This is a genomic window from Neisseria elongata subsp. elongata (assembly GCF_900113545.1).
Lineage (GTDB): Bacteria > Pseudomonadota > Gammaproteobacteria > Burkholderiales > Neisseriaceae > Neisseria > Neisseria elongata.
The window spans coordinates 35,408-60,172 of record NZ_FOPS01000001.1 but is presented as its reverse complement, the minus strand read 5'-3'; the positions used below and the strand labels follow the sequence as shown (position 1 = coordinate 60,172).

The following is a 24,765-nucleotide window of genomic DNA, read 5'->3' as shown; positions in this document are numbered from 1 at the left end:
AAAATAAATTTGATCTAGGTTAAAATTATTCCAGTATTATGACTCTACTTAACAATACGAAGAAATATAAATCAAACTAATCGAATTAAAACCAGTTTATTGCTGATTTAACATCAAACAACAGCATTAAAAATACTGACAAATTCCCCATTTACGAAAGAAACCTCCCATGAACCGCACCCTGTACAAAGTTGTATTTAACAAACATCGAAACTGCATGATGGCCGTTGCCGAAAATGCCAAACGCGAGGGCAAAAACACAGCCGACACCCAAGCTGCAGGTATTTCGCCCAATGATATTGCGGGCTTTACAGGTTTTATCCATTCTATCTCTGTTATCTCATTCTCCCTTTCATTACTCCTCGGCTCTGCCCTTATTCTGACTTCTCCCTCTGCCAATGCCCAAGGCATCGTTGCCGACAAATCCGCACCTGCACAGCAACAGCCTACCATCATGCAAACCGGTAATGGCATCCCGCAGGCCAATATCCAAACCCCTACTGCCGCAGGGGTTTCAGTTAACCAATACACCCATTTCAATGTTGACAACCGTGGTGCTATTTTGAACAACAGCCGTCGGAACGTGCAAACACAGTTGGGTGGCTGGATACAGGGCAATCCCTGGCTTGCAGGTGGTGAGGCCCGTGTCATCGTGAATCAAGTCAATTCAGCTGATCCCTCTTTGTTGGGCGGATATATTGAGGTGGGTGGTAGACGTGCCGAAGTGGTGATTGCAAACCCTGCAGGAATTCAAGTGAATGGAGGGGGATTTATCAATGCTTCCCGTGCTACTTTGACTACAGGCCAACCGCAATATCAAGCAGGAGACCTTAGCGGCTTTAAGATGAGGCAAGGCAATGTTGTAATCGTCGGACACGGTTTGGATGCCCGCGATACCGATTACACGCAGATATTGAGCCGCGCGGTTAAGATTGATGGGCCTGTGTGGGGTAAAGATGTGCGTGTGTTGGCAGGGCAAAATGATGTCTCAGCTGATGGCTCTATCCAGTCTTCACACTCCCCTGCTGCGAATACAAATTCTGCCAACTCGCTGTATGCTATCGATACAGGAGTATTAGGCGGTATGTATGCCGGTAAGATCACCTTGATCAGCACTGATCGTGATGCATCCGTGCACAATCAGGGGCAATTGTTTGCCTCAGCCGGCAATGTAGCAGTGAATGCTGAAGGTAAACTGGTCAACACGGGTACGATTGCGGCGACGGGAGAAAATCATGCTGTTTCACTTCATGCCCGCAATGTCCATAATAGCGGTACGATTGCCTCACAGGATGATGCCAATATTCACAGCCAGACGCTGGACAATTCAGGTACGGTCTTATCCTCAGGTGAATTGACTGTCCGTAATTTAGGCCGTCTGAAAAACCAAAACAACGGTACAATCCAGGCTGCCCGCTTAGATATGTCAACAGGTAGTTTAGATAACACGGGTAATATTACTCAAACAGGTTCACAAGCATTGGATTTGGTATCTGCTGGCAAATTCGATAACAGTGGCAAGATTGGCGTGAGCGACGTTCCACAGACCGGTTTGAATCCCAATCCATCAGTCATACCACAGATTCCGAGTACTGCAACAGGTTCAGGTAGCAGCACTGTCTCGGCATCTAAGCCTGGTTCAAACAATCCCGTTTCACCTACAGCACCTGCAAAAACCTACGCCAGAGGACGCATTCAAACAACGGGAGCACTTGATAATGCAGGATCAATCAATGCAGGTGGACAAATTGATATTGCCGCCAAAAACAGTTTGGAAAATTCGGGCAGTCTGAATGCGGCTAAACTACAAGTATCAGGCGATTCATTTAACAATACGGCAAAAGGCAAACTCCAGGCACACGATCTGGCTGTTAGTGCTCAAACTGCTAAAAACAGCGGTCACTTATTAACTCAAACCGGCAAGATTGACAACCGTGAATTGCATAATGCGGGAGAAATTGCCGCTAACAATCTGACACTCATTCATTCGGGCCGCTTGAGCAATGATAAAAAAGGCAATATTCGAGCTGCACATTTACAGCTTGATACCGCCAGTTTACATAACGCAGGTAACATTCTTGCCGATAGTGGAACCGTCACTACCAATAACAATCTTCGCAATACAGGAAAAGTTTCTGTTGCACAACTGAATACCAAAGGTCAGACTCTAGATAATACGCACGGACGTATAGAGGCTGAAGCGGTTAACATCCAAAGTCAGCAACTGACCAACCAAAGCGGCCATATTACTGCTACCGAACAACTGAATATCAATAGTCGAAATGTAGACAACCAAAACGGCAAACTCCTATCTGCAAACCAAGCACAATTAGCTGTTTCAGACGGCCTATACAATCAGCATGGTGAAATCTCCACTAACCAGCAGTTGTCTATTAACGATAAAAATCAAAACGCTTTGGTGCTAAATAATGAGGATGGCACGATTCAATCTACTGGCGATGTATCACTGCAAGCCAAATCACTGGCCAATAATGGCACATTAACAGCCGGTAACAAACTCGATATCGCCTTGACGGATGATTTCGTCGTAGAACGCGACCTCACTGCAGGCAACCAATTAAATCTAAGCACAAAAGGCCGTCTGAAAAATACCCATACCCTACAAGCAGGCCATACGCTCAAACTCAATGCCGGCAATATAGATAACCAAGTTACAGGCAAAATTATTGCCGGAGAACAAACGAACATCACTTCCGAACAGCATGTAGACAACAGGGGTTTGATCAACAGCAACGGTTTGACCTACATCGGTGCAGGTCAAACCTTGACCAACACCGGGACAGGCAAAATCTATGGTAACCATATTGCCCTGGACGCGCAAAAACTGCTTAACCGAGAAGAAACGACAGAAGGCAGTACCAAAGCGGGTGCAATAGCTGCAAGGAAACGTTTGGATATCGGAGCGAAAGAGATTCATAACCAAGAAGGAGCCCTACTATCCAGCGAAGGTATTTTTGCTATCGGTAATCGACTGGATGAACAACATCATGCGGCAGGCATGGCTGATACCTTTGTTAATGGCAGTGCCAGTTTGGAAGTACAAGGTGATGCATTGATGTCCGTTAGGAATATGCAGAATATCAATAATCATTTTAAAACAGAGGCATACTTGGCCAAAGCGGAAAAGCAAGTCCGCGATTACACCGTACTGGGGCAAAATACCTATTATCAGGCAGTAAAAGACGGCCTATTCGACAACTCGCACGGAAAAAAAGACCAAACAACTGCTACCTTCCATTTAAACAATGGTTCTCGTATTGAGGCCAACCAATGGCATGTCCGAGACTATCACATCGAGACTTATAAAGAACGTATCATTGAAAATCGACCAGCACACATTACTGTGGGTGGTAATTTGACTGCTTCAGGCCAAGACTGGCTGAACAAAGACAGTCGAATTATAGTAGGCGGGCGTATTATCACTGATGATTTAAACCAGAAAGAAATCACCAATCAAGGTACAACAGGCAAGGGGCGCACAGATGCTGTCGGCACACAGTGGGATTCAGTTACAGAAAAAGGATGGTACAGTGGCAGAAAAAGACAACGCCGTACTGAAAAAAACCACACTTCTTACCATGATACCCAACTATTTACCCATGACTTCGACACGCCTGTATCTGTCATCCAACAGAATGTCACCTCCCCTTCCTTTCAACCCGCAGCATCTGCAGCCAAACTGATTGACGGAGCATCCACAGCAGCCGTCAATGGGCAGCGCATCCATACCGGTAATGTGGTCTCATTAAATAACGCTACTGTTACTTTGCCTAACAGCAGCCTCTACACCACCCATCCTGACAATAAAGGCTGGTTGATTGAAACAGATCCTCAATTTGCAGACTACCGCCGCTGGTTGAGCAGCGACTACATGTTGAAACAACTGAAATTGGACACCAATCATCTACACAAACGGCTAGGAGACGGCTACTACGAACAAAAACTTGTTAATGAACAAATCCACCAGTTAACAGGCTACCGCCGACTCGACGGCTACAGGAGTGATGAAGAACAATTCAAAGCTTTGATGGACAACGGCCTTACTGCTGCCAAAACATTCGGCCTTACCCCGGGTATCGCCTTGAGTGCAGAGCAGGTTGCCCGCTTAACTTCAGATATCGTTTGGATGGAAAATCAAACCGTCACCCTGTCTGACGGTTCGACTCAAACCGTACTGGCCCCCAAAGTTTATGCCCTGGCGCGTAAAGGTGATCTCAATACCTCCGGCGGCCTGATTAGTGCCGAACAAGTCTTACTTAAACTGCAAAACGGCAACCTAACTAACAGTGGTACCATTGCGGGGCGGCAAGCCGTACTCATCCAAGCACGGAATATTAACAGCAACGGCAACATTCAAGCCGACCAAATCGGCTTAAAAGCTGAAAAAAGTATCAATATCGACGGCGGGCAGGTACAAGCAGGCGGACTGTTGACTGCCCAAGCGCAAAATATCAACCTTAACGGTACAACCCAAACTTCCGGTAATGAACGTAACGGCAATACCGCCATTGATCGTATGGCCGGTATTAACGTGGTCGGAAGCTATACTGAGCAAGTAGATAACAGAGCTTCAGACGGCATCCTATCCCTGCATGCCGACAACGATATCAACCTTAATGCAGCCACCATCTCTAACCAAGTTAAAGGCGGCACCACCCAAATTACCGCCGGTAATAATCTCAATCTCGGCACCATCCGTACCGAACATCGTGAAGCCTATGGTGCATTAGATGACAAAAATCATCGTCATGTCCGCCAAAGTGCCGAAGTCGGCAGCAGTATCCGCACGCAAAACGGCGCAATGCTTAGAGCCGGCAACAACTTAAAAATCCGTCAAGGTGAACTGGAGACCGAAGAGGGCAAAACCGTCCTTACCGCGGGACGTGATGTCAATATCAGCGAAGGACGCCAAATAACCGAATTGGACGCCGCTGTAAGCGGGAAAAGCAAAGGCATCCTTTCCAGTACCAAAACACACGACCGCTACCGCTTCAGTCATGATGAAGCAGTCGGCAGCAACATCGGCGGCGGCAAAATGATTGTTGCAGCCGGGCAGGATATCAATGTACGCGGCAGCAACCTTATTTCTGATAATGGCACTGTCTTAAAAGCAGGAAACGACATCGATATTTCTACTGCCCATAATCGCTACACCGGCAATGAATACCACGAGAGCAAAAAATCAGGAGTCATGGGTACAGGCGGATTGGGCTTTACTATCGGTAACCGAAAAACTACCGATGACACTGATCGTACCAATATTGTCCATACAGGCAGCATTATAGGCAGCCTGAATGGAGACACCGTTACAGTTGCCGGAAACCGCTACCGACAAACCGGCAGTACCGTCTCCAGCCCCGAGGGGCGCAATACCGTCACTGCCAAAAGCATAGATGTAGAGTCCGCAAACAACCGGTATGCCACTGACTACGTCCATACCCAGGAACAAAAAGGCCTCACCGTCGCCCTCAATGTGCCGGTTGTCCAAGCTGCACAAAACTTCGTACAAGCAGCCCAAAATGTGGGCAAAAGTAAAAATAAACGCGTTAATGCCATGGCTGCAGCCAATGCTGCATGGCAGGGTTATCAAGCAGCCCAACAAATACAACAATTTGCTCCAAGCAGCAGTGCGGGACAAGGTCAAAACAACAATCAAAGCTCCGGTATCAGTGTGTCCGTTACCTACGGCGAACAGAAAAGTCGTAACGAGCAAAAAAGCCGTTACACCGAAGCGGCAGCAAGTCAAATTATCGGCAAAGGGCAAACCACACTTGTGGCCACAGGAGGCGGGGAGCAGTCCAATATCAATATTACAGGTTCCGATGTCATCGGCCATGCAGGTACCACCCTCATTGCCGACAACCATATCAAACTCCAATCTGCCAAACAGGACGGCAGCGAGCAAAGCAAAAACAAAAGCAGTGGCTGGAATGCAGGCGTAGCCGTCCAAATAGGTGATGGCATCAGTCTTGGAATTACCGCTGGAGGAAATCTCGGCAAAGGTAAAGGACAAGGGGAAAGTACTACCCACCGCCACACCCATGTCGGCAGTCCGGCCGGCAAAACCACCATCCGAAGCGGCGGGGATACCACCCTCAAAGGTGCGCAGCTTATCGGCAAAGGCGTACAGGCAGATACGCGCAACCTGCATATAGAAAGCGTTCAAGATACTGAAACCTATCAGAGCAAACAGCAAAACGGCAATGTCCAAGTTACCGTCGGTTACGGATTCAGTGCAAGCGGCAGTTACAGCCAAAGCAAAGTCAAAGCAGACCATGCCTCCGTAACCGAGCAAAGTGGTATTTATGCCGGAGAAGACGGCTATCAAATCAAAGTCAGAGATAACACAGACCTCAAGGGCGGCATCATCACCTCCGGCAAGAGTGCCGAAGACAAAGGAAAAAACCTTTTTCAGACGGCCACCCTTACTGCCAGCGACATTCAAAACCACAGCCGCTACGAAGGCAAAAGTTTTGGATTGGGTGCAAGTGTTGCCGTAAGCGGTCAAACACTGGGACAAGGAGAACAAAACAATCCGCAAGAAAGTCACTTAAAAACCGTAGCCGATAAAAACGGTACAAGTTCCTCAGTGGGTTATGGCAATGACAGCGACAGTCAAAGCAGCGTAACCCGAAGTGGCATCAATACCCAAAACATCAGCATTACAGATGAAGACAAACAAATCCAACTGACGGGCAAAACAGCGGAGGAAAGCAAAGCCCAAATCCATACCGACACCACAACGGAAACAGCTCAAGAGCTTTCAGGCAGCCTGAAAAACATCTTCAACCAAGCAGCGGTGCAAAGTGAGCTGGATTTACAGGTTCAAGTAACAAAAGAATTTGGTACAGTTGCGCCTAATCTTGTTGCAAATGCATCTGAAAAATTAGGCAATGTTTCAGAATATGAAACTGTTGCACTCATTAAAGCAAATGCAGAAAAAAAACTTGCTCAAACAAGTGATGAAACTGAACGCACAAAACTTGTACAAATTATCCAACAAGTAGACCAATATTTAACCGCCAATAAAACCACCTACGAAACATGGAAAGAAGGCGGTATAGGAAGAGCTCTCTTGCAGTCAGGCGTTGGCGGGGTGATGACAGGTAATGCAAGTGGTGCATTAGCGGGTGGTAGCACTTCACTAGCTGCTCCCCATTTAAATGAAGCCGAAGAAAAACTTGGTAGTACAGGTACATTAATTAATGCATTAGGTGGTGCAGCCATTGGCTATGCAACTGGTGGCAGTGGTGGTGCTGTGGTGGGTGCGAATGTAGATTGGCATAATCGGCAGTTGCATCCGAGTGAATATAAATTAGCAGAACAATATGCAGATATAGTGGCTTCTCGTCTGAAAATTTCAAGAGAAGAAGCACTTGGGCGAATTATTCGGCATATGCAACGAACCGTAGATTACGCAACAGCTAAAGCGGATAATTTCCGTACAGATGACGCCATTATTTCAATTTTAGGAGCAAACAATTTACCCAAGCAAGATCAACATTACACTAATCCGAACTACAACAAACAATACATTCAAAATTATGTTCGTGATTTCAATTTAGCCAATAAATACAATTATTTTGGGAAAACGCCTACTCAATCAAGGGATTATAAAGTTGGAGTTGTTACAGATATTGGTAAGGCTGCATTAAATAGCGGTATAGGTATATTTGAATCGACTGCGAATTTAGCGACAGGGGAGATAGATCCGAACTCATGGGCTTATGTACACATGGGGCGTATAGGTTATACACATCCTGAATATGGGAATGCTCTAGAAAATACAATGACACTTGGTGTCGCTGCGGTTACCGCTGGGCGAGGGGTGAAGAGTGGGAACAAGGTGGCAACAAATACAGTCATTGATCCAAGTAAATTTAATTATCTTTTTGGTAATGTATCAAGTAATTCTCACAATGCTGCACGCTCTGCTCAATTATTGCAGACAATGCAAAGACTTGGTGTTCCTAATAATACTTATGGACGCAATCTCTTGACCAAACACTTTTCAAATGTTACACAAAATAACAATAACATCATCAGAACTTTTTCTACACAATACGGTAATTTTGAAGTTCGAGAATCGTTGTTTGCAGGTCCAAGTGGAAAGTTTGTAAAATTTGAAACCACATATCAAGTATTACCAAACGGAACAAGGGTATTTAATACAGTAATTCCCAAAGGGGGACAATAATGTCTGAAAATATGTTACTTAACGCAGATGAGTTAATGTGGTTTTTTGAAAAAGAACCAGTAATTAGCGAAGATGAAAGTTGTGTTATTTTCAAATTAAATGACGGTATCAATAATTTTGAAATTGCCTTTGGATATGCTTTGCCGTATGTATCCATAAAAGTTTTTTCATCTATTGGAATGATTTGCTCATATTATTTAGAGCAAATTATTGAAATGAAAATAAAAAATGATGAGATAAGTGAATATCTTTATGTTGAATTAAAACAAAATAACGATGTTAGTAGTTTTAGCATAAGAATAAAACCACATATCCAAATAAACTTGCAATCGCTTTGTAGCTAATAAGCAGTAGCGTGAGCAACTTTTTTGGCATTTACTGCAATAACATTCAGGCAGCCTGAAAAACGTGTTTGACAAAGATAGAGCCAGCGTAGCCTGTGCAATTAACGCGAATTGTTAAATAGCAAGCGTTGCCCACGCAGTTCAATTTCGTACATTAAAACTATGTTTTAATGTGAAATATTTCATTTCAGGCAGCCTTTCTACCATGCCATTGGAATTGCGTATTCGCAGTAAATCCACTACGCAATCACACCGCACACCGATTTACTACGTTGATTTGGTGGTCAGAAGCGGTTTGAGCTTAAATGAAGCCATTAGCCAAGCCAAACAAAAAGCCGCTGAACGCCAAGCAGCAGGTTTTAATCAGCAAGCCGTAGCCCATATGGAACCTAAACTCAACAAGTAGGATGTGTGCGGAACGCACGTATGCGGTTCTCAAGGTTTGAGCTAAGAGGCCGTCTGAAACAATAACTACGGTTTCAGACGGCCTTTCTTTCAACAAGCCACCACAGCAATCAGACAAAAGCAGTCCACCGGCACACCCATGTCGGCAGTACGGCCGGCAAAACCATTATCCGAAGCTGCGGGGATACCACCCTCAGAGGTGCGCAGCTTACCGACAAAGCGGGACAACTTGCCCGAACAGGCAGGACTGCCAAAGAAACCGAAGCGCGTATCTACACCGGCATCGACACCGAAACTGCGGATCAACACTCAGGCCGTCTGAAAAACAGCTTCGACAAAGACGCGGTTGCCAAAGAGATCAACCTGCAAAGGGAAGTAACGCAGGAGTTCGGCAAAAATGCCGCACAAACCACAGCAGCCGTTTCCGACAAACTCGGCAATACCCGAAGTTACGAACGGTATACCGACAATGAAACTTTAGGTACGACGGTCTTGCAAGCGTTGGCAAACAGCAGGACTTTCGTTTATGACAGTTTGGAAGACCAAGATTTTTTTGATACCGAAAAATTTCGGCAACGCTATGAGGATTGGGTTGCCAACCTATGCGGGAACTTGGGCTATAAAACCAGACGCGCCCTATTTAAAAACATGATGAGCGGGGATATTTGGCTGCACAACGGCTGCCTGAAAATCAGCCCGAGCCGCCATGTCAAGCTGGAAGCGTGGGATGCCATTGATGCAGACGATGTAATTTTATCATTGGATAACAGCCCTGAAAAAATCGGATCAGGTTTAAGGTTGGCATTGAGCCGCTGCCGATAATATTTGGCAAAAGTCGTCTGAAAGCTGGAAAAATGTTTCAGACGCCCTTTTTTATTAGACTCAAGCTCGCGTGCGTGCGTACCGCGCACACCTTACCTGCACAGGTTTAATGCGGGCTACGGCTTGCTTGGAAGGATACATGAATTAAAATTTAAAAAAGTTGACTTTCCCGTTCCTAATACTAATTGGAAAAATCCTATTGATGTCTTGAATGAATCAGGTAATGTTAATAGACCTCGTTATAGGAGTAAATAAAAATGGCAATTTGGAATTATCGGTACTACTTTATCCCATCAGCTGCTATCAGAAATAAATTTAATGCAAATAAAGATATCATACTTGATGAGTATCGATCTAATGGTTTTCAGAATTTTAATGAGAATAAAAGTTTTGAAAATTATTTTATCGATAATAATGTTATATTATTATCGATAATAAATGAAGCAAAAAAACAGCTTAAATTGAAAGAGTCTTGGGATAAAGACGCAATCATGTTTTGTGATAATTTTGGTAATAGTCTTACCGTTTGGCCAGATGATATAGAGTGTGAACTTGATTTAAGATTTGATTATACTAAATTTATTCAGAAAACCATTGATTGGGCAATTAAATATAATTGTCTACTTGTAATAGAAAAAACAGGAAATGTAGTTTCCCCTAATATAAATAATCTAATGTATGAAATAAAAGCATATTTGGAAAGCAAGCCGTGACCCATATGAAACCTAAACTCAATACGTAGGATGTGCGGAACGTACGCATGCGGTTCTCAAGGTTCGAGCTAAGAGGCCGTCTGAAAACAAAAAAAACGTTTCGTACGGCCTTTGTTTAACGCCACCGATCCAGCGCGGGCCATAAAGCGCAGTTGTCCAAAAAGGTATATTGATAGGCAAATACAAAAAGGAGGAAAAGTGAATTTTACTATCTTAAAACATTTTCAATTTGGAGTATTTTCATGATAATTAATTATCAAGAAGCAAAGAAAATCGCAGTATCTTTTTTAAGTCAAATAGAGCAAGAAATGGGAATTTCATTGTTAATAGTTGAATCCCATGCACGAGAAAATGATGATGGGTGGTTTTTCCCATATCAGTCAAAAGAATATTTAGAAACAATGGATATAAACAAATCTATTATTGGAAATTGGCCTATATTTGTTTCTAAAAATGGAGAAATTCCTTCTATTCGTTGATGTTGGTTCATTAGCTAAGTCCGTATCCCGCTAAATTTGAAACTATATGGATGGAAACAGACTCATAACGGGTGAAATATATGGACCAACAGGACGCTTTAGGCACGGAGCAAAATAATGAGATTAACGAAATATCCTTATAACTCCATAAGAGAGTTAGAAGACTATTTAATAAACACCTATCAAAAATATATCATTCTACAAGAGGAAGGAAAGGAGATTTATCGATGTTTCATTCTTTCTTTTCACAAAGAATTCAATATAGGTATTGGATTAGCTGTTTCCTGTATAAGCATCCCCCCAAAAGTATTAATATTTGATGATGAAAATATTTTTATTGGATTTGATTCAGTTGTTTTTTGTATTTCTATACAAAATTTAAAAGTTAACATGCTAAATATAGATGGAATATTTTTTGATATTTATTTATTGGAGAATCAAAAAATTTGTATTATTCATGCGTTGGGTGCAATCATTACAGATAAAAACTTCACAAGAGAGAATTCAGTATCTACCGATATAATATCAGACTGGAAAATAGATAAAATTAATAAGTTAATCATATTAACAGAATTAGACTCTGACAAAATAATTTCTCTAAATTATGATTGAGGATGCTTGGTTATTTAAGATATTCTCCCCATTATGTAATACAGGTTGGCTAAAAACTAGGAAACTGTTCCTTTACTGATCGGCTTGAGCGGCGGCGGTAACACCTATGCTAACCCTAATAAATGGCCATTTTTATAGGTCAGTTGAAAATAGCCGTTCTATTTTTTCAATAACTCCAAATGAATTAAAAGTTATTTTACAAAGTAGAAATACGATATCCTCTCCAGTAACAGCCATCCCTGGCGGTCAGTTTGTCCGCGTAGTCGATACTGGTAAGAATATTGGTATAACTAGTTTGAAGGAAGGAGGAACACCAACTAGATATATTAAGATATTTACTGACGAAATGGGAAATTTAATCACAACATATCCAGTGAAAGGGCAGTAATTATGCAAAAAAAATAATACTTTCTTTAAAAGAAAAAATTGAGGGTATAGGTAATAATGTAGATCATATCTTACTCGCAACTTTAATTCTTAAATGGTTACATGATTATCCTAGTTTAGAGAAAGAATTTTTAGATCACGGTTCAAATATTTCTATATTTATGAATATAGAAATTTTAGATATCCCTAATTATCCAATAAAAAAATCACTAATTAGTTTTTACGATTTAAAAGCTCTTAAACGGCAAATAGATATTTCCATGCAAAGAAATAATTCATATATTTATCAATCGCTACAAAATTTTTTAGAGAATTTATTTATTATTTCAAGAACCAGATATGGAATGTAATATTTGCCATGGCACCTATGGTTTTGATTTATTGAAGGAAATTAAGACTAATAGATTAGTTTATTGCTGCAAAACATGTGCATTCTCAGAATATGTTAATGGGGAATTTAGAAATAATGAAAATCACCTTACAATTCCAACAAATGATGATTTGAGTTTATTGAATACATAATTAATAGAATAAGTTATAGAAAACCATGTTTACATTTTTTCATCATGAGAAGCTTATGACTGAATTAAATCTTGTTCTAAATAACCGCAACTTGCAAACTAGAAAAGGAGAATAACCATGAATCATGAGCAATCCGTAGCCCATATGAAATCTAAGCTCAATAAGCAGAATGTGTGAGAAACGCACGTATGCGGTTCTCAAGGTTTGAGCTAAGAGGCCGTCTGAAAACAGGAAAACCGTTTCAGACGGCCTTTCTTTTAACCAGTTGCCTCAGCAATCAGACAAAAGCAGCCTACCTCCACATCCATATAGGCAACACAGGGGAAATATTTTGTAAATTCTACGAATATTTTCCCTGCTAAATAGGGTAGGATATGGTATGAAGCGAACATTGGCTTAATAAACACTATGCCAAGATCGAACCAGACTGGTACTAGATTGTTATATTCCAACGATGGATTGCTATATAACAACTGATCGTTATATCTATGCAACACAGTTTGGAACTTGGAAATAGGAGTATAACTTATACAATTAGAGATTATCGGTAGTAAAATTTATACGGAACAAGATTTTCATAATCAAATTTCAAAAATATTTCCTATACAAGATTATTATGGGAACAATCTTGATGCTCTGTGGGATTTATTAAGCACAAATGTAGAACGACCGATTACTTTAGTATGGAAAGATGCTATATTCTCAAAAAATCAGTTAAAAAGCACATTTATTGAAATAATAAAGGTTCTAGAAAGAGTTAAGAAACAAGATGAGGATTATGGATTCGAAGAAAAATTTAATTATATTTTAGAGTAAGCAAACCCTAATTAAATTACGCACACAGGCTTAAAACTCCCCGGAGCCAATTAAGCCCGGCCGTCTGAACCTCTCCCTCCTTTCAGACGGCCTCCCCCGCAGAACAAACCATGAATAATGACCCACATATCCGCTCCCTCTTCCCCTTATCCCATTCTCCTTGTCATTACTGCCCACCTCCGCCCTCGCCTCCTTCACCCAAGGCATCATCGCCACTCTAGCCGCCCCCGTACACCAACAACCTGAGGCCTTTTCATAGGATAAGTTACTAATTTTTATACTCAATACCATTTCAAAAATGAAAAACCTTTCTGATTTTTCCTACTTTTTGCTCAATATAAGAAAGGTTTTAGTTAATTAAAAAATTTTTTGGCGCACTTTTATGCGTCAAATTTCGGTAATAGAATATTTTTGCAAAGGTCTCAGCCTACTATGATACAAACTGGTAACGACATCCCGCAGGCCAATATCCAAACTCCTACTGCCGCAGGGATTTCAGTTATCCAATATTCCCATTTCAATATTGGCAACCGTGGCGCCATTTTGAACAACAGCCATCGGAATGTGCAAGCACAGTTGGGAGACTGGATATAGAGCAAACCCCTGGTTTGCAGGTGGTGAGGGGCGTGGCATTGTAAATCAAGTCAATTCAGCTAATTCCTCTTTGTTGGATGGATATAGTGGTAGACGAGCAGCACGTATTACAAAAAAAGGGGGAGAAATTGTGATTAATGGCACATCAAACAATAAGTATTTAAGAGGAATTCCAAATGAAACAGAACTAGCCCGATAAAATATAATGGTCCGTTAAAGGAGGAGTTTAAACGACTGAAATTTCATAAGAGTGATGGCGAAAATATAAGATCACAAGACTTTAAAACCATTGTTTTTGAAAAGGTAAAATAATATGACAACTTATACTATTCCAAGAAAATATTATCAATCTCTGCATATAATTGAAGGGTCTCTATTAAACTATACTTTGAAAAATGATGAATTCCATATTATCGTTAAGGATGTGGATTATCCGGATTTTCCTCAAGAGATCCCTACACCCAATTATTCAGAATGGGCAAAAATTAAATTCAAGCAGTTCAGCTATCTGAAATTTATCTATGGATACGCTACGGAGAACCAAGATATAAATATCGATAATACATTGGAGCTTGGAGAATTAAAGCAGGATGATGAAATCTTGGATTATGGAGGTACGCTGGCATTGATAGGCGGTAGGTATGATCTTCCGACCGGTTTTGGCATATATATAGTTTGCCAGGAAATAGAGTTAGAATTTTTAGATCAGGAGAGTTTCAATTAAACAAGCCGTATCTTGTCATGCTGCGCAAGCAGCCTTTTGGAAGCTCTTGGCAAGGCTGGTTGGGCATATGTGCTTTATCATGACAAAAGGCCGTCTGAAAACAGAAGAACCGTTTCAGACGGCCTTTGTTTAACGCCACCGAGTCAGTAATACCGCTGCGCCCTGCGCCTCTGAGGCAATAGGCAGGATATTTGGCCACGGTGAAAACAAAAATGAAACCGCTCAGGCAATCGGACATTTCCTTTTAGGTGCAGCCATCGCTCGTGTCAATGGCGGTAATTTTGCTGCCTGTGGATCGACAGCAGTTGCGGCTGAAAAGGCAGCAGAACATCTTGCCCAACAGTATAACGACGGTAAAACCCCACAATCGATCCACAAACAAGAGAGTTCAATGTCAACCTGCTGCCGGAACATATCAAAGAAGAAATCAAATCAAAGAGCGGGGTGATTGCATCGCTGACGGGAGCAGCCATAGGCGGCAGGCGCCGATAGGCGCGCAAACCGGAGGGGTGGTCGGGCAAAATGCGGTAGAGAATAATTCAGTGGGTATATCATATTCTGCTTGGAGAAAAGATCAGACTTTAATGAAAGAAAATTATACCGCTTATTCGCAATTACGTGCAGAACAACTCCAGGCTATTGACTTTATTCCAGTTATCGAAGATATAAAAGGTTTTGCAGAAGCAGAAACCAAAGGCGATTATTTCTTTGCTACTGTAGGAATTATCCCACTTTATGGAGATGCTGCCAGAAAAATACATCAAGCCGAAAAAGATTATCAGGCAGCCAACGCCGCTAAAAATACGGAGAAAATGAAGGCTGCAATAAATCAAGCCCTCAGTTGAACAACTAACGAAGATTAAAGCAGGAAATGAAAAAATTCCTGGTTATACATGGCATCATAATGCACAAAGCTCTCCTAATAATATGCAGTTAATTCCTAATAGTATTCATAAAGCTGTTAGGCATACTGGTCAAAAATCGTTAAAGAAAGGTCAGTGAAAATGAGAAAACTATCAATATCATCAGATGAGGGATTGGTTTCAACAAGAACAATTCAGCAATTTGCTGAAGATGTCGGGGTTGTTTTTCCTGTTTTATATGTATCACTTCTTAGTAAACATGATCATTTATACCCTAAAGAAAATATTTTCAATTTTGTCAATCAATACGGTGAAAATGATGAAAGAGACATTTCATTTTTAGGGTATAAGCAAAATTTAGGTTATGAAGATATTTATAGCTATTCATGTATTGATGATGAATATGGGTATGCAAAAAAAGTGATTGCTTTTGGGATTTCAGCTAATGGCGATTATATCTGTTTTGATTACAGAAAATGCAATGAAAATCCATGTATCATTCTGATGTATCATGATGATTTTTATAAAGATGAGAATGGAGATACGAAAATGGTAACTAGCCATATTGCAGATAGTTTTGATGCCTTTTTGGATATGCTATATGAACTTTCAGATTAAACGCATAGGTATAGTTGACACTCAATATTTTGAAAATGGCTGATTTTATTGCTTTGGATAGCACATCTAGGAAAAAACCGTTTAAAGAGTGTTCTGCCGCAAAATCCGTATAGTCATAAGCTATCATTTAGCATTGACTGCCGATGGAGTTTTTGAGGGCTATGTCGAGTTGGACGAAAGCTATTTCAGAGAACACCGCAAGAGAAGACACGGTCACGGTGCTGCAGGGAAGTTGTTGTCTTCGACATTCTGAAACACAACGGATGAGTCTATACCGTTATGGTGGATAATACCAAGTCTGAAAGCTTACTACCTGTTATCAAGAAGAAGATTATGCCTGAACAGCTTCAAACCTTGTGGAAATGGTGTGGAAGTTAGGGCTAATCTAGTCCTTAACCGCCTAATGCAATTGCTGATGCAAATCCAATGCAACCATAGCCAAAAACAAGCAGAAAACGAACTATTCGGAACGAATTGTAAAGATAAATCAACAGAGTAATACGGAATACAATTTATTGATTTTAAGAGACAAAAAATAAACCCTTACTATTTTCTAGTAAGGGTTTATTCAAAATCTGGCACGCCCACGGGGATTCGAACCCCGGTTGCCGCCGTGAAAGGGCAGTGTCCTAGGCCTCTAGACGATGGGCGCGTAACCGAAGCGCGAAATTATACGGAAAACTGAATTGTAAGTCAAGCTTTGCGTGGGCTGCCGATATTCAGACGGCCTGTGCATCCTGTATAATGCGCCGCTTTGAGAAGCAAAGGGATGCAAAATGTGGTTTAAGCAAATCAGTCTTTATCCGCTAAATAAAGACAAACTGCCTGATTTGGATACATTGTCTGCCAAACTGGCCGAAGCTGGATTTGTTTCGGTCAGCGGTTTGGATTGGTTCAGCGAGGGCTTTGCAGCACCGGTTTCCTTTTCTCCCGAACCGGTTTTTCCCGCCGAGCATACTTGGCTGGTGGCCTTGAAAAAAGAAGAAAAAGTGCTGCCTGCCGGCGTCATCCGCGACATCTTGGACGATAAGGTGGCGGAAATTCAGAATAATGAGGCACGAAATGTCGGCCGCAAAGAGAAACAAGAATTAAAAGAACAAATTACCGACGATCTGCTTCCCCGTGCCTTTACACGCAGCAGCCGCAGTTTGGCGGTTTTCGACACCAAACACGGCTACCTGCTGGTTAATAATGCTTCATCAGCCAAAGCGGAAAATATGCTGACCAGGCTGCGCGAGGCTTTGGGCGGTTTGGAAGCGTCGCTGCCGAACACCAAGCAATCTCCGGCTTCGCTGATGACTTCATGGCTGCTTAACGGTGCTTGCGACGGCGGTTTCGAACTCGACAGCGATTGCGAACTGAAAGGTAGCGGCGATGTCGCACCGACGGTTAAGATATCGAAACAGGATTTGACGGCTGACGAGGTGGTTCAGCATGTGAAAAACGGCAAAACCGTCACCCAGCTCGGATTGGTGTGGCGCGAACAGCTGGCCTTCGTGCTGACGCAGGATTTCACCCTGAAACGCATCCAGTATCTGGACGTTCTGCAAGAGGAAGCGGAAAGCCACGGCGACGATGCCGCCAGCTTGGCATTTGCCTCGCAAATCCTAATGGCCGAAGCCCTGTCTACCATGGTGGACGAATTAGCCGTACACCTGGGCGGCTGGCAGGATTAGTTTTCAGACGGCCTCAATACATGCACATAGATAATGATTTAAAAAAGGAAATCTACCTTATTCTTGCTGATTTTTTGAATGCCTATCGGACGGAAGACATCCAAATCCTGAACGGCAAATACGATATTTCGGGACAATTTTTGGAAGAAATATACGAAATGTTGGATTTTGTAGAAGACAAAAGCAATCTGCGTCTCTTTCCGATGGAAGAAATGGATAAAGAAGAAGGTGGTGCGGCAAAATTGCAGATTTTCGCCTCAAATCATACGGAGTCGGTGGTGGGAATAGAAGCCTGCCTGTATGACGGACAAGAGTGGATCGGCCTGATCAAGGGAATATACGAACCGGATGGCTTTCCAAAATTTACCTTCCACTATTTCAGCACTTAAGGCCGTCTGAAAATACGGCCCGGATATTAAAGGACATTATCATGCTTGGCGCGGCAATCGGCGACATTGCGGGTTCCCGGTTCGAATTCGACAACCACCGCGATACCGATTTCGAACTCTTTCACCCGGACAGCGATTTTACCGACGACACCGTCTGTACCACTGCCGTTGCCGATTGGGTACTGCAAGGATGCGGGGAAGATTTGGCTTCAATCCTGCGCGATTGGTATGCAGCATATCCCTCTCCCAAAGGCGCGTACGGCGGCCGTTTCCTTCAATGGCTGCAATCGGACGACCCGCAACCCTACAACAGCTGGGGCAACGGATCGGCTATGCGCGTATCCGCCGTCGGCTGGGCATTTGGTACGCTGGAAGAGACCCTGTATTTCGCCGAACAATCGGCTGCCGTGACCCACAACCACCCCGAAGGCATCAAAGGCGCGCAAGCGGTGGCTGCTGCCATATTTTGGGCGAGAAACGGCATCAGCAAAGCACAAATTCAGGAAAACATCACGCGGCAGTTCGGTTACCGCCTCAATCAAAGCTGCGACCAAATCCGTCGGCACTACCGCTTTAACGAAAGCTGTCAGGAAACCGTGCCGCAGGCCATAACCGTCTTTCTTGAAAGCAGCGGTTTCGAACATGCCGTCCGGCTGGCGGTTTCGCTCGGCGGCGACAGCGACACCCTCGCCGCCATCACCGGCAGCATCGCCGAAGCCTGTTACGGCATTCCAGCCGCCATGCGAGAACGAGCTTTGGCCATCCTGCCGCGCCGTATCGCCGAAACCCTGCTGGCATTGGAATCCTCAATCAGGCCGTCTGAAAACATACGCAATAAGGAACCCATATGAAATATTCCGCCCTACTCCTCCTTTTAGGCACATTTTCCGCCGCCGTTTCCGCCGAAACGCTTTCCCCTTATAACGGCAAAGATTGCCAATATCAGGGCAAAGTCGGTAAAAACGGACTTCCCGAAGGCAAAGGCACTTGGTCGTGCCGCAACGGCAACCGCTACGACGGAACGTTTAAAGACGGAAAATTCGACGGCCAAGGAAAATACTCCGTCGGTTCCCAGGGCAACATCTTCCTCGAACCTTTCGGCGTATACAGTGCCTACTTCAAAAATATGACTGTGGAAGGCAACTTTAAAAACAACCGTGCAAACGGCAAACACAAAGTATCGGAAAACGGCCAACTGATTTTCACCGTTACCTTCGACAAAGGCATCATGAAAAATGTCAAACTGGTCAAAACAAAAAAATAAACCGTTTTCAGACGGCCTTACCCTTAAAGGCCGTCTGAAAACCTCCCCGCCAACACCCCAATTCAGGACAAACCCATGAGCATCAAATCCGACAAATGGATACGCCGCATGAGCGAAGAATTCGGCATGATCGATCCCTTCGAGCCGAACCAAATCAAAGAAGCCAACGGACAGCGCATCATCTCCTACGGCACGTCCAGCTACGGCTACGACATCCGCTGCGCCAACGAATTCAAAATCTTCACCAACATCAACAGCACCATCGTCGATCCCAAAAATTTCGACCCGAAAAACTTCGTCACCGTCGAAGACGACTGCTGCATCATCCCGCCCAATTCCTTCGCACTGGCGCGCACGGTCGAATACTTCCGCATCCCGCGCAACGTCCTGACCGTCTGCCTGGGCAAATCCACCTACGCCCGCTGCGGCATCATCGTCAACGTTACCCCGTTCGAGCCGGAATGGGAAGGCTACGTTACCCTCGAGTTTTCCAACACCACCCCCCTGCCCGCCAAAATCTACGCCGGCGAAGGCGTGGCGCAAGTCCTCTTCTTCGAGAGCGACGAAGTGTGCGAAACTTCCTATAAAGACCGCAACGGCAAATACATGGGGCAAACCGGCGTTACCCTGCCGAAAACCTGATGCCCGGCCCTCAGGCCGTCTGAAACCCCACTCTAAAACAACCGAGTAAAAGAAACGAAGCCATGCTGTTTGTCCTATCGCCCGCAAAAAACCTGAACGAAAAAGACCCCGCCCCCATCGGCAGGCATACCCTGCCCGACCTGTTGTCCGAAGCGGAACGACTCATGGCCGAACTGCGCCAGCTCGCCCCGCACCAACTGGCCGAACTGATGCACGTTTCCGACAAAATCGCCCTATTGAATGCCGAACGGAATGCCGCCTGGCACACACCGTTTACCCCTGAAAACGCCAAACAGGCGGTTTACATGTTCAACGGCGACGTTTACGAAGGCTTATCCGCAGAAACACTCGATTCAGACGGCATCGACTACCTGCAACGGCACGTCCGACTGTTGTCCGGCCTCTACGGCCTGCTGCGCCCGCTCGACCTCATGCAGCCCTACCGCCTGGAAATGGGCACCCCGTTTGCCAACCGCCGAGGAAAAAACCTATACGAATACTGGGGCGGAACCATTACCGAATTGCTCAACCGCACCCTGAAGGAGCACAAGGCTGGCACACTGATCAATCTGGCTTCACAAGAATATTTCAAAGCCGTCCAGCCCGAAAAACTAAACGCAGACATCATCACCCCCGTTTTTAAAGACGAAAAAAACGGCCAATACAAAATCATCAGCTTTTACGCCAAACGCGCACGCGGCCTGATGGTCCGCTACGCGGCCGAACGCCGCATCAGCCGTGCAGAAGAACTGAAACAGTTTGATTACGAAGGCTATATCTACAACGAAGCCGCTTCAACCGAAAAAGAATGGGTTTTCTTGCGAGACAACCGCCCATAAACAGAAAAGAATGCTTGGCAGACACCCTGTTTTACGCTATTATGCGCGCTTTCAAGAAACGGAAGCGTGGCAGAGCGGTTTAATGCAACGGTCTTGAAAACCGTCGAGGGTTGATAGCCCTCCGTGAGTTCGAATCTCACCGCTTCCGCCAATCTTGAAAATTTTTTTATCTATCAAAAACGCGACAGAACGGAAGCGTGGCAGAGTGGTTTAATGCAACGGTCTTGAAAACCGTCGAGGGTTGATAGCCCTCCGTGAGTTCGAATCTCACCGCTTCCGCCAATCTTAAAATTATTTTTATCTGCTGGAAACGTGGCAGAGAGGCTGAATGCAGCGGACTCGAAATCCGCTGAGGGTGCAAATCCTCCGTGGGTTCGAATCCCACCGTTTCCGCCATCATCAGACAAGCATCCGACTTGTCTTTTTTCATTTCTACCCTGTTCGAATTTATCCAAAGAAATCATCTGTAACAATTAGGCTGTCTGAAAGCCGAACTGCCGTTCATTTTCAGCCGCATGGCGGATTAACTTGTCTTTTACTATGACTTTGCCGCGCGGGACTCGGGCAGGGACCTAAAAATGCAGAAATAAAATAAATCGGTTTGCACTGGCTGCTCCTCGCATTGGCAACTTACCGCCTTATACCCATGTCCGATTCCTGCCAAACCACTGACAAAACCGCCCTGCTCATTTTGCAGGGCGGTTTGGTTTGTACGGCCTTCAGACGGCCGGAAGATAAAAAGGCCGTCTGAAAATCATACTGCCTTCTGCTGCCGGACGACGGCAAGCAATGCTATCGGACACCATTATATTGCGGCTCTGACAGTATTCGCCGCACGGGCTTTCAGACGGCCTCCCGTTCTTATCGGAAGAATTAAGCGGCGATTTTCTCACACTCTTTGATGCAGTCGGTGCAAGATTCGTAGCAGGCTTTGCATTCGGCATGATGCGCGGCATGTTTTTGGCACGCGGCCGCACATTGTTTGCAGGCTTCGATGCAGACTTTGGCCAAAGAAGGCGTCAGGCGGGAATTTTGTGCCGCCAGATTTTGCATTGCGCCGCAAAGGGCGAGCATTTGGTTAACCGCTGCGGCGCAGTCTTTCATGGAAGTGTCGCCTTTGCTCAGCAGCGTGATGCAGTGTGTCAGGCAAACTTGGCCGGCGGCAACGCAGTGGCCTGCAGCTTTACAGGCGGCTTCGTAGGCATTGTTGGCACTGTGGGCGGCATGGGAATGGCTGCCGTGGTCGTGGTTGCCGTGCGCATTGGCCAATGTTGTGGCGGCAGCCAATGAAATGGCAGCGGTGCCCCCGATAAATTGACGACGGTTCATTTTTGATTTCCTTATGGTTTAATTGATAAAAAATAGGCTTTGTGTGAAAACAAACAGCCTTGTGCAAAATCTTAACACGGGGATTTATTTGCCGCCAAGCCCGAAACCTTCGTCCATAAGGTTTTTCAGACGGCCTCCTTGTTAAAATAATCATGAAAATATTGCGTTACGGCAAATTAACTAAACTTTTATTACAATATCGCCACACTTCGACGTACCATCTGCGCCTTTCTGCCTGCGGTCTGAAAAGCCTTGATTTCAAGCCGATTGAATCGGCCATGGTTTGAGGGAAATATGGTTAAACTGATTCGAAAATATTTTTTACTGGCGGCGTTGCTGCTGGCGTTGGTTGCCAGCTTCATCTACAGCCCGTCGTGGCTGAGGCTGTGTTACGGCTTGGCCCTATTCCTGTTCGGGATGCAGAATATCGAGGACGGTTTGCGCGAGGCGGCGGGCGGACGTTTGGAACGCTGGATGCGAAAATCGACCGCCACTCCGGCCAAGGGGGCATTATTCGGGATGGGGGCGACCTTCATCCTGCAATCAAGCACGCTGGTTTCGCTGCTGACGATTGCGTTTTTAAGTACCGGCATGATTCAGCTTGCCGGCGGTATCGCCATTTTGCTCGGCACCAATTTGGGCGCGACCAGCGGGATTTGGCTGCTGGCTTTGGCCGGGCAAAGCCTGAGCCTCAGCCCCGCCGCCCTGCCCATGCTGGTATTCGGCATCCTGATGAGTTTTTTCAGCGACCGCAGCCGGGCTTTTGGCCGGGTTTTGGTCGGCATCGCACTGATTTTCCTCGGTGTGGACGAAATCAAGGCCGGTTTTCAGGCCTTCGGTGCGGACATTGATTTCAGCGGTACGCAAATCGGCGGCATGGCCGAAGTGCTAATTTTCTTTGTCGTCGGCTTGTCAAATGCAGGCTGCAAATAATCCACGCGCACCGGCGCGGTGGTTGCGCCCACATTCACGCCCAGCTCGGTCAGCGTATCCAACGCCGCCCAGTCGTACACGGCGACGCGTTCGGGATTCTTCGGCACAACGGCATCGCCCCGTGCGGTCGGCACGGTCAGCGTGGCGGCAGATGCGGCTTGGGATGCAGCGGATACAGTTTTTTCGGCGGCAGGTTCGGGCGAACAGGCGGCCAGCAGGACGGCGCAGGCTGCCCAATAAAAACGCGTTTTCACGGTGTGCGGTTCCTTTGTTGTGCGAATAGGAATATCTATTATTAAATAAATAATCTGCAGAAACTATGCTGCAAAACGCAAAATTCCCGATACGGCAAAACAAATTCCCGAAACGGGAAAGGCCGTCTGAAACACACTTTCAGACGGCCTTTCCCGTTTCAACCAATCCCTACGCTTGATTATTGGCAATAATTCCTATTTAATCCACTTATCAGACAACCCGTTCCTATCCAAGCATGAACACCGCCGCCATTTACCGCCAGTACCAAACATATGTCCGCTCCGATAAATCCGGCTGGGCGTTGGACGGCTGTTCCGACAGCGCGCTCATGGCGCAGGCAAAACAGCCCGGTTTGCATCTGGAAATGTGCATCAACCGCTTCGACTCGGGCATCACCCTATCGCGGATGCGCGGCGGCGGAACGGGTGTGTTCCCCACCGAAATCCACAATTTCAGCCACAACTGCGCCCTGTTCGTCATGGTATCGGGGCAGAACCGGTTACAAATGGGCGGCAGGGAATACCGCCCGTCTGCCGGCGAAATCTGGTTGGTGCGCGGCGAACTGGCGGACGTATCCGAAACCCTGCTGCCCGACAACGGCGGCATGTGCGCGCTGCATTTGGATTTTTCGCTGGAAAAACTGCGCCGCTGGCACGACGAAGGCTTGCTGGACGAACGCCTGTTTTCGCCGCAGACGATAGGCCGATTCTCCCTGCAACGGCTGGCGCAAAACGCGGCGGCGCTGACGGCGGCGGCCTGCCCCCTGCTGCAACGCCCGTTCGAATCGGACGGCTTCGGCCTGCTTGCCGACGAAGCCGCCGCGCTGGAACTCTCCGCCCGATTATTGCGCTTCACCTTCCGCCGCCACGACAACGGCTACCGCCGCCGGCGCATAGACGAAGCCGCCGATATTTTGAACAGCGAATTTGCCCGCCCGCTGACCATCGCTGAAATCGCCCGCCGAGTCGGATTGAACGAATGCTACCTGAAACGCTATTTCAAAGCGCAAACCGGCGAAACCGTCGCCGGACGCCTGCGCCGCCTGAGGCTGGAACACGCGCTCGCCCTCATCGAATCCGGCAGCACCGTCCAAGCCGCGATGAACTTTTGCGGCTACCGCCACGCGGGACGGTTCAACGAAGCGTTCAGACGGCATTACGGATTTTTGCCTTCGGATGTGAAGAAGTCTGTTTGTATGCAAATGACCGAATAGAGAAAAGCTGTCTGAAAAAGACGGGAGGATAGTGAATATAAATAAGAATCCGCCATAGCACCATCAGTTTACATAAGTCTGTCCCATCATTCCCGAACAGGTGAAAAT

Annotated in this window: 22 protein-coding genes, 4 tRNA genes and 5 pseudogenes; 26 read left to right on the top strand and 5 right to left on the bottom strand. The window is 45.3% G+C overall.

Features of this window, described 5'->3' with window-relative positions:
• Positions 1-169: 169 nt before the first annotated feature.
• The 3 genes from BM261_RS00335 (at position 170) to BM261_RS12210 (ending at position 8,968) form a co-directional block, all read left to right on the top strand.
• Entirely contained in the window at positions 170-8,218 is an 8,049-nt protein-coding gene (locus BM261_RS00335) for a two-partner secretion domain-containing protein (RefSeq protein WP_240317887.1), read from the top strand.
• Positions 8,218-8,562 (top strand): hypothetical protein, encoded by a 345-nt coding sequence (locus BM261_RS00330; RefSeq protein WP_016686797.1) that lies wholly within the window; start codon positions 8,218-8,220, stop codon positions 8,560-8,562. Before BM261_RS00335 ends, BM261_RS00330 begins: the two co-directional genes overlap by 1 nt.
• A 205-nt stretch (positions 8,563-8,767) precedes the next feature.
• Positions 8,768-8,968, top strand: coding sequence for a hypothetical protein (locus BM261_RS12210; protein WP_143095741.1), 201 nt, complete (start codon positions 8,768-8,770; stop codon positions 8,966-8,968).
• An 89-nt stretch (positions 8,969-9,057) separates the two neighbouring features.
• Here BM261_RS12210 and BM261_RS12595 read toward each other — a convergent pair whose 3' ends face one another.
• Positions 9,058-9,276, bottom strand: a complete 219-nt coding sequence (locus BM261_RS12595) for a hypothetical protein (protein ID WP_162817029.1) — start codon at positions 9,274-9,276, stop codon at positions 9,058-9,060.
• Between BM261_RS12595 and BM261_RS00315 the strand changes: the two are divergent.
• The 8 genes and pseudogenes from BM261_RS00315 to BM261_RS00265 form a co-directional block, all read left to right on the top strand.
• A pseudogene (locus BM261_RS00315) lies at positions 9,178-9,789 on the top strand (contact-dependent growth inhibition system immunity protein); the annotation flags it as partial. The gene BM261_RS12595 and the pseudogene BM261_RS00315 sit on opposite strands and share 99 nt — an antisense overlap.
• 257 nt (positions 9,790-10,046) lie before the next feature.
• Positions 10,047-10,502, top strand: a complete 456-nt coding sequence (locus tag BM261_RS00310) for a hypothetical protein (RefSeq protein WP_074894089.1) — start codon at positions 10,047-10,049, stop codon at positions 10,500-10,502.
• Between the two features lie 242 nt (positions 10,503-10,744).
• Positions 10,745-10,981: a YrhB domain-containing protein gene (locus BM261_RS00300; RefSeq protein ID WP_074894087.1), complete on the top strand. Its 237-nt coding sequence runs from the start codon at positions 10,745-10,747 to the stop codon at positions 10,979-10,981.
• Between the two features lie 117 nt (positions 10,982-11,098).
• On the top strand, positions 11,099-11,593 hold the full coding sequence (locus BM261_RS00295; RefSeq protein WP_074894085.1) for a hypothetical protein: 495 nt from the start codon (positions 11,099-11,101) through the stop codon (positions 11,591-11,593).
• Positions 11,594-11,699: 106 nt separating this feature from the next.
• Positions 11,700-11,981 (top strand): hypothetical protein, encoded by a 282-nt coding sequence (locus BM261_RS12205; RefSeq protein WP_143095740.1) that lies wholly within the window; start codon positions 11,700-11,702, stop codon positions 11,979-11,981.
• 1,049 nt (positions 11,982-13,030) lie between these two features.
• The gene (locus tag BM261_RS00280; RefSeq protein WP_074894617.1) at positions 13,031-13,318 is read left to right on the top strand and encodes a barstar family protein; all 288 of its coding nucleotides are present in this window, start codon (positions 13,031-13,033) and stop codon (positions 13,316-13,318) included.
• 417 nt (positions 13,319-13,735) lie between these two features.
• A pseudogene (locus tag BM261_RS13030) lies at positions 13,736-14,054 on the top strand (two-partner secretion domain-containing protein); the annotation flags it as partial.
• A 171-nt stretch (positions 14,055-14,225) separates the two neighbouring features.
• Complete coding sequence (locus tag BM261_RS00265) at positions 14,226-14,636, top strand: hypothetical protein (protein WP_074894081.1); 411 nt, start codon at positions 14,226-14,228, stop codon at positions 14,634-14,636.
• On the opposite strand, the gene BM261_RS00260 is transcribed toward BM261_RS00265, so the two are convergent.
• Positions 14,629-14,874, bottom strand: coding sequence for a hypothetical protein (locus BM261_RS00260; RefSeq protein WP_074894079.1), 246 nt, complete (start codon positions 14,872-14,874; stop codon positions 14,629-14,631). The genes BM261_RS00265 and BM261_RS00260 overlap by 8 nt on opposite strands.
• A 31-nt stretch (positions 14,875-14,905) precedes the next feature.
• Between BM261_RS00260 and BM261_RS12785 the strand changes: the two genes are divergently transcribed.
• The 4 genes and pseudogenes from BM261_RS12785 to BM261_RS00240 all read left to right on the top strand — a co-directional run.
• Positions 14,906-15,481 carry a hypothetical protein gene (locus BM261_RS12785; protein WP_240317886.1) on the top strand — a complete coding sequence of 192 codons (576 nt, stop codon included), beginning with the start codon at positions 14,906-14,908 and terminating at the stop codon, positions 15,479-15,481.
• Positions 15,465-15,638: an HNH endonuclease gene (locus tag BM261_RS00250; protein ID WP_074894615.1), complete on the top strand. Its 174-nt coding sequence runs from the start codon at positions 15,465-15,467 to the stop codon at positions 15,636-15,638. Before BM261_RS12785 ends, BM261_RS00250 begins: the two co-directional genes overlap by 17 nt.
• A gap of 2 nt (positions 15,639-15,640) precedes the next feature.
• Complete coding sequence (locus BM261_RS00245; protein WP_074894078.1) at positions 15,641-16,117, top strand: SMI1/KNR4 family protein; 477 nt, start codon at positions 15,641-15,643, stop codon at positions 16,115-16,117.
• Between the two features lie 88 nt (positions 16,118-16,205).
• Positions 16,206-16,465, top strand: a pseudogene (locus BM261_RS00240) (IS1595 family transposase); the annotation flags it as partial.
• A gap of 228 nt (positions 16,466-16,693) precedes the next feature.
• On the opposite strand, the gene BM261_RS00235 reads toward BM261_RS00240, so the two are convergent.
• Positions 16,694-16,769, bottom strand: a tRNA-Glu gene (locus tag BM261_RS00235).
• A 124-nt stretch (positions 16,770-16,893) separates the two neighbouring features.
• On the opposite strand from BM261_RS00235, the gene BM261_RS00230 reads away from it, so the two are divergent.
• The 9 genes from BM261_RS00230 (at position 16,894) to BM261_RS00190 (ending at position 21,323) form a co-directional block, all read left to right on the top strand.
• Positions 16,894-17,793: a recombination-associated protein RdgC gene (locus BM261_RS00230; RefSeq protein WP_074894076.1), complete on the top strand. Its 900-nt coding sequence runs from the start codon at positions 16,894-16,896 to the stop codon at positions 17,791-17,793.
• A gap of 20 nt (positions 17,794-17,813) precedes the next feature.
• Positions 17,814-18,182 carry a hypothetical protein gene (locus tag BM261_RS00225; protein ID WP_074894073.1) on the top strand — a complete coding sequence of 123 codons (369 nt, stop codon included), beginning with the start codon at positions 17,814-17,816 and terminating at the stop codon, positions 18,180-18,182.
• Between the two features lie 41 nt (positions 18,183-18,223).
• On the top strand, positions 18,224-19,033 hold the full coding sequence (locus BM261_RS00220) for an ADP-ribosylglycohydrolase family protein (protein WP_074894071.1): 810 nt from the start codon (positions 18,224-18,226) through the stop codon (positions 19,031-19,033).
• Complete coding sequence (locus tag BM261_RS00215; RefSeq protein ID WP_074894069.1) at positions 19,030-19,446, top strand: MORN repeat-containing protein; 417 nt, start codon at positions 19,030-19,032, stop codon at positions 19,444-19,446. Before BM261_RS00220 ends, BM261_RS00215 begins: the two co-directional genes overlap by 4 nt.
• A gap of 75 nt (positions 19,447-19,521) precedes the next feature.
• On the top strand, positions 19,522-20,088 hold the full coding sequence (dcd, locus tag BM261_RS00210) for a dCTP deaminase (protein WP_004565761.1): 567 nt from the start codon (positions 19,522-19,524) through the stop codon (positions 20,086-20,088).
• A 62-nt stretch (positions 20,089-20,150) separates the two neighbouring features.
• Positions 20,151-20,927: a peroxide stress protein YaaA gene (gene yaaA / locus BM261_RS00205; protein ID WP_074894067.1), complete on the top strand. Its 777-nt coding sequence runs from the start codon at positions 20,151-20,153 to the stop codon at positions 20,925-20,927.
• 60 nt (positions 20,928-20,987) lie between these two features.
• Positions 20,988-21,078: transfer RNA gene (locus tag BM261_RS00200), tRNA-Ser, on the top strand.
• Positions 21,079-21,118: 40 nt separating this feature from the next.
• Positions 21,119-21,209: transfer RNA gene (locus tag BM261_RS00195), tRNA-Ser, on the top strand.
• A gap of 24 nt (positions 21,210-21,233) precedes the next feature.
• Positions 21,234-21,323: transfer RNA gene (locus BM261_RS00190), tRNA-Ser, on the top strand.
• 477 nt (positions 21,324-21,800) lie between these two features.
• Here BM261_RS00190 and BM261_RS00185 read toward each other — a convergent pair.
• A complete protein-coding gene (locus BM261_RS00185; RefSeq protein WP_074894065.1) occupies positions 21,801-22,256 on the bottom strand; it encodes a four-helix bundle copper-binding protein in 456 nt (151 codons plus the stop codon).
• Between the two features lie 294 nt (positions 22,257-22,550).
• Here BM261_RS00185 and BM261_RS00180 point away from each other — a divergent pair.
• Positions 22,551-23,168 (top strand): annotated as a pseudogene (locus tag BM261_RS00180) (Na/Pi symporter); the annotation flags it as partial.
• On the opposite strand, the pseudogene BM261_RS00175 reads toward BM261_RS00180, so the two are convergent.
• Positions 23,156-23,443, bottom strand: a pseudogene (locus tag BM261_RS00175) (iron ABC transporter substrate-binding protein); the annotation flags it as partial. The pseudogenes BM261_RS00180 and BM261_RS00175 sit on opposite strands and share 13 nt — an antisense overlap.
• A 236-nt stretch (positions 23,444-23,679) precedes the next feature.
• Between BM261_RS00175 and BM261_RS00165 the strand changes: the two are divergent.
• Positions 23,680-24,657: a helix-turn-helix transcriptional regulator gene (locus BM261_RS00165; protein WP_074894063.1), complete on the top strand. Its 978-nt coding sequence runs from the start codon at positions 23,680-23,682 to the stop codon at positions 24,655-24,657.
• Positions 24,658-24,765 lie beyond the last annotated feature (108 nt).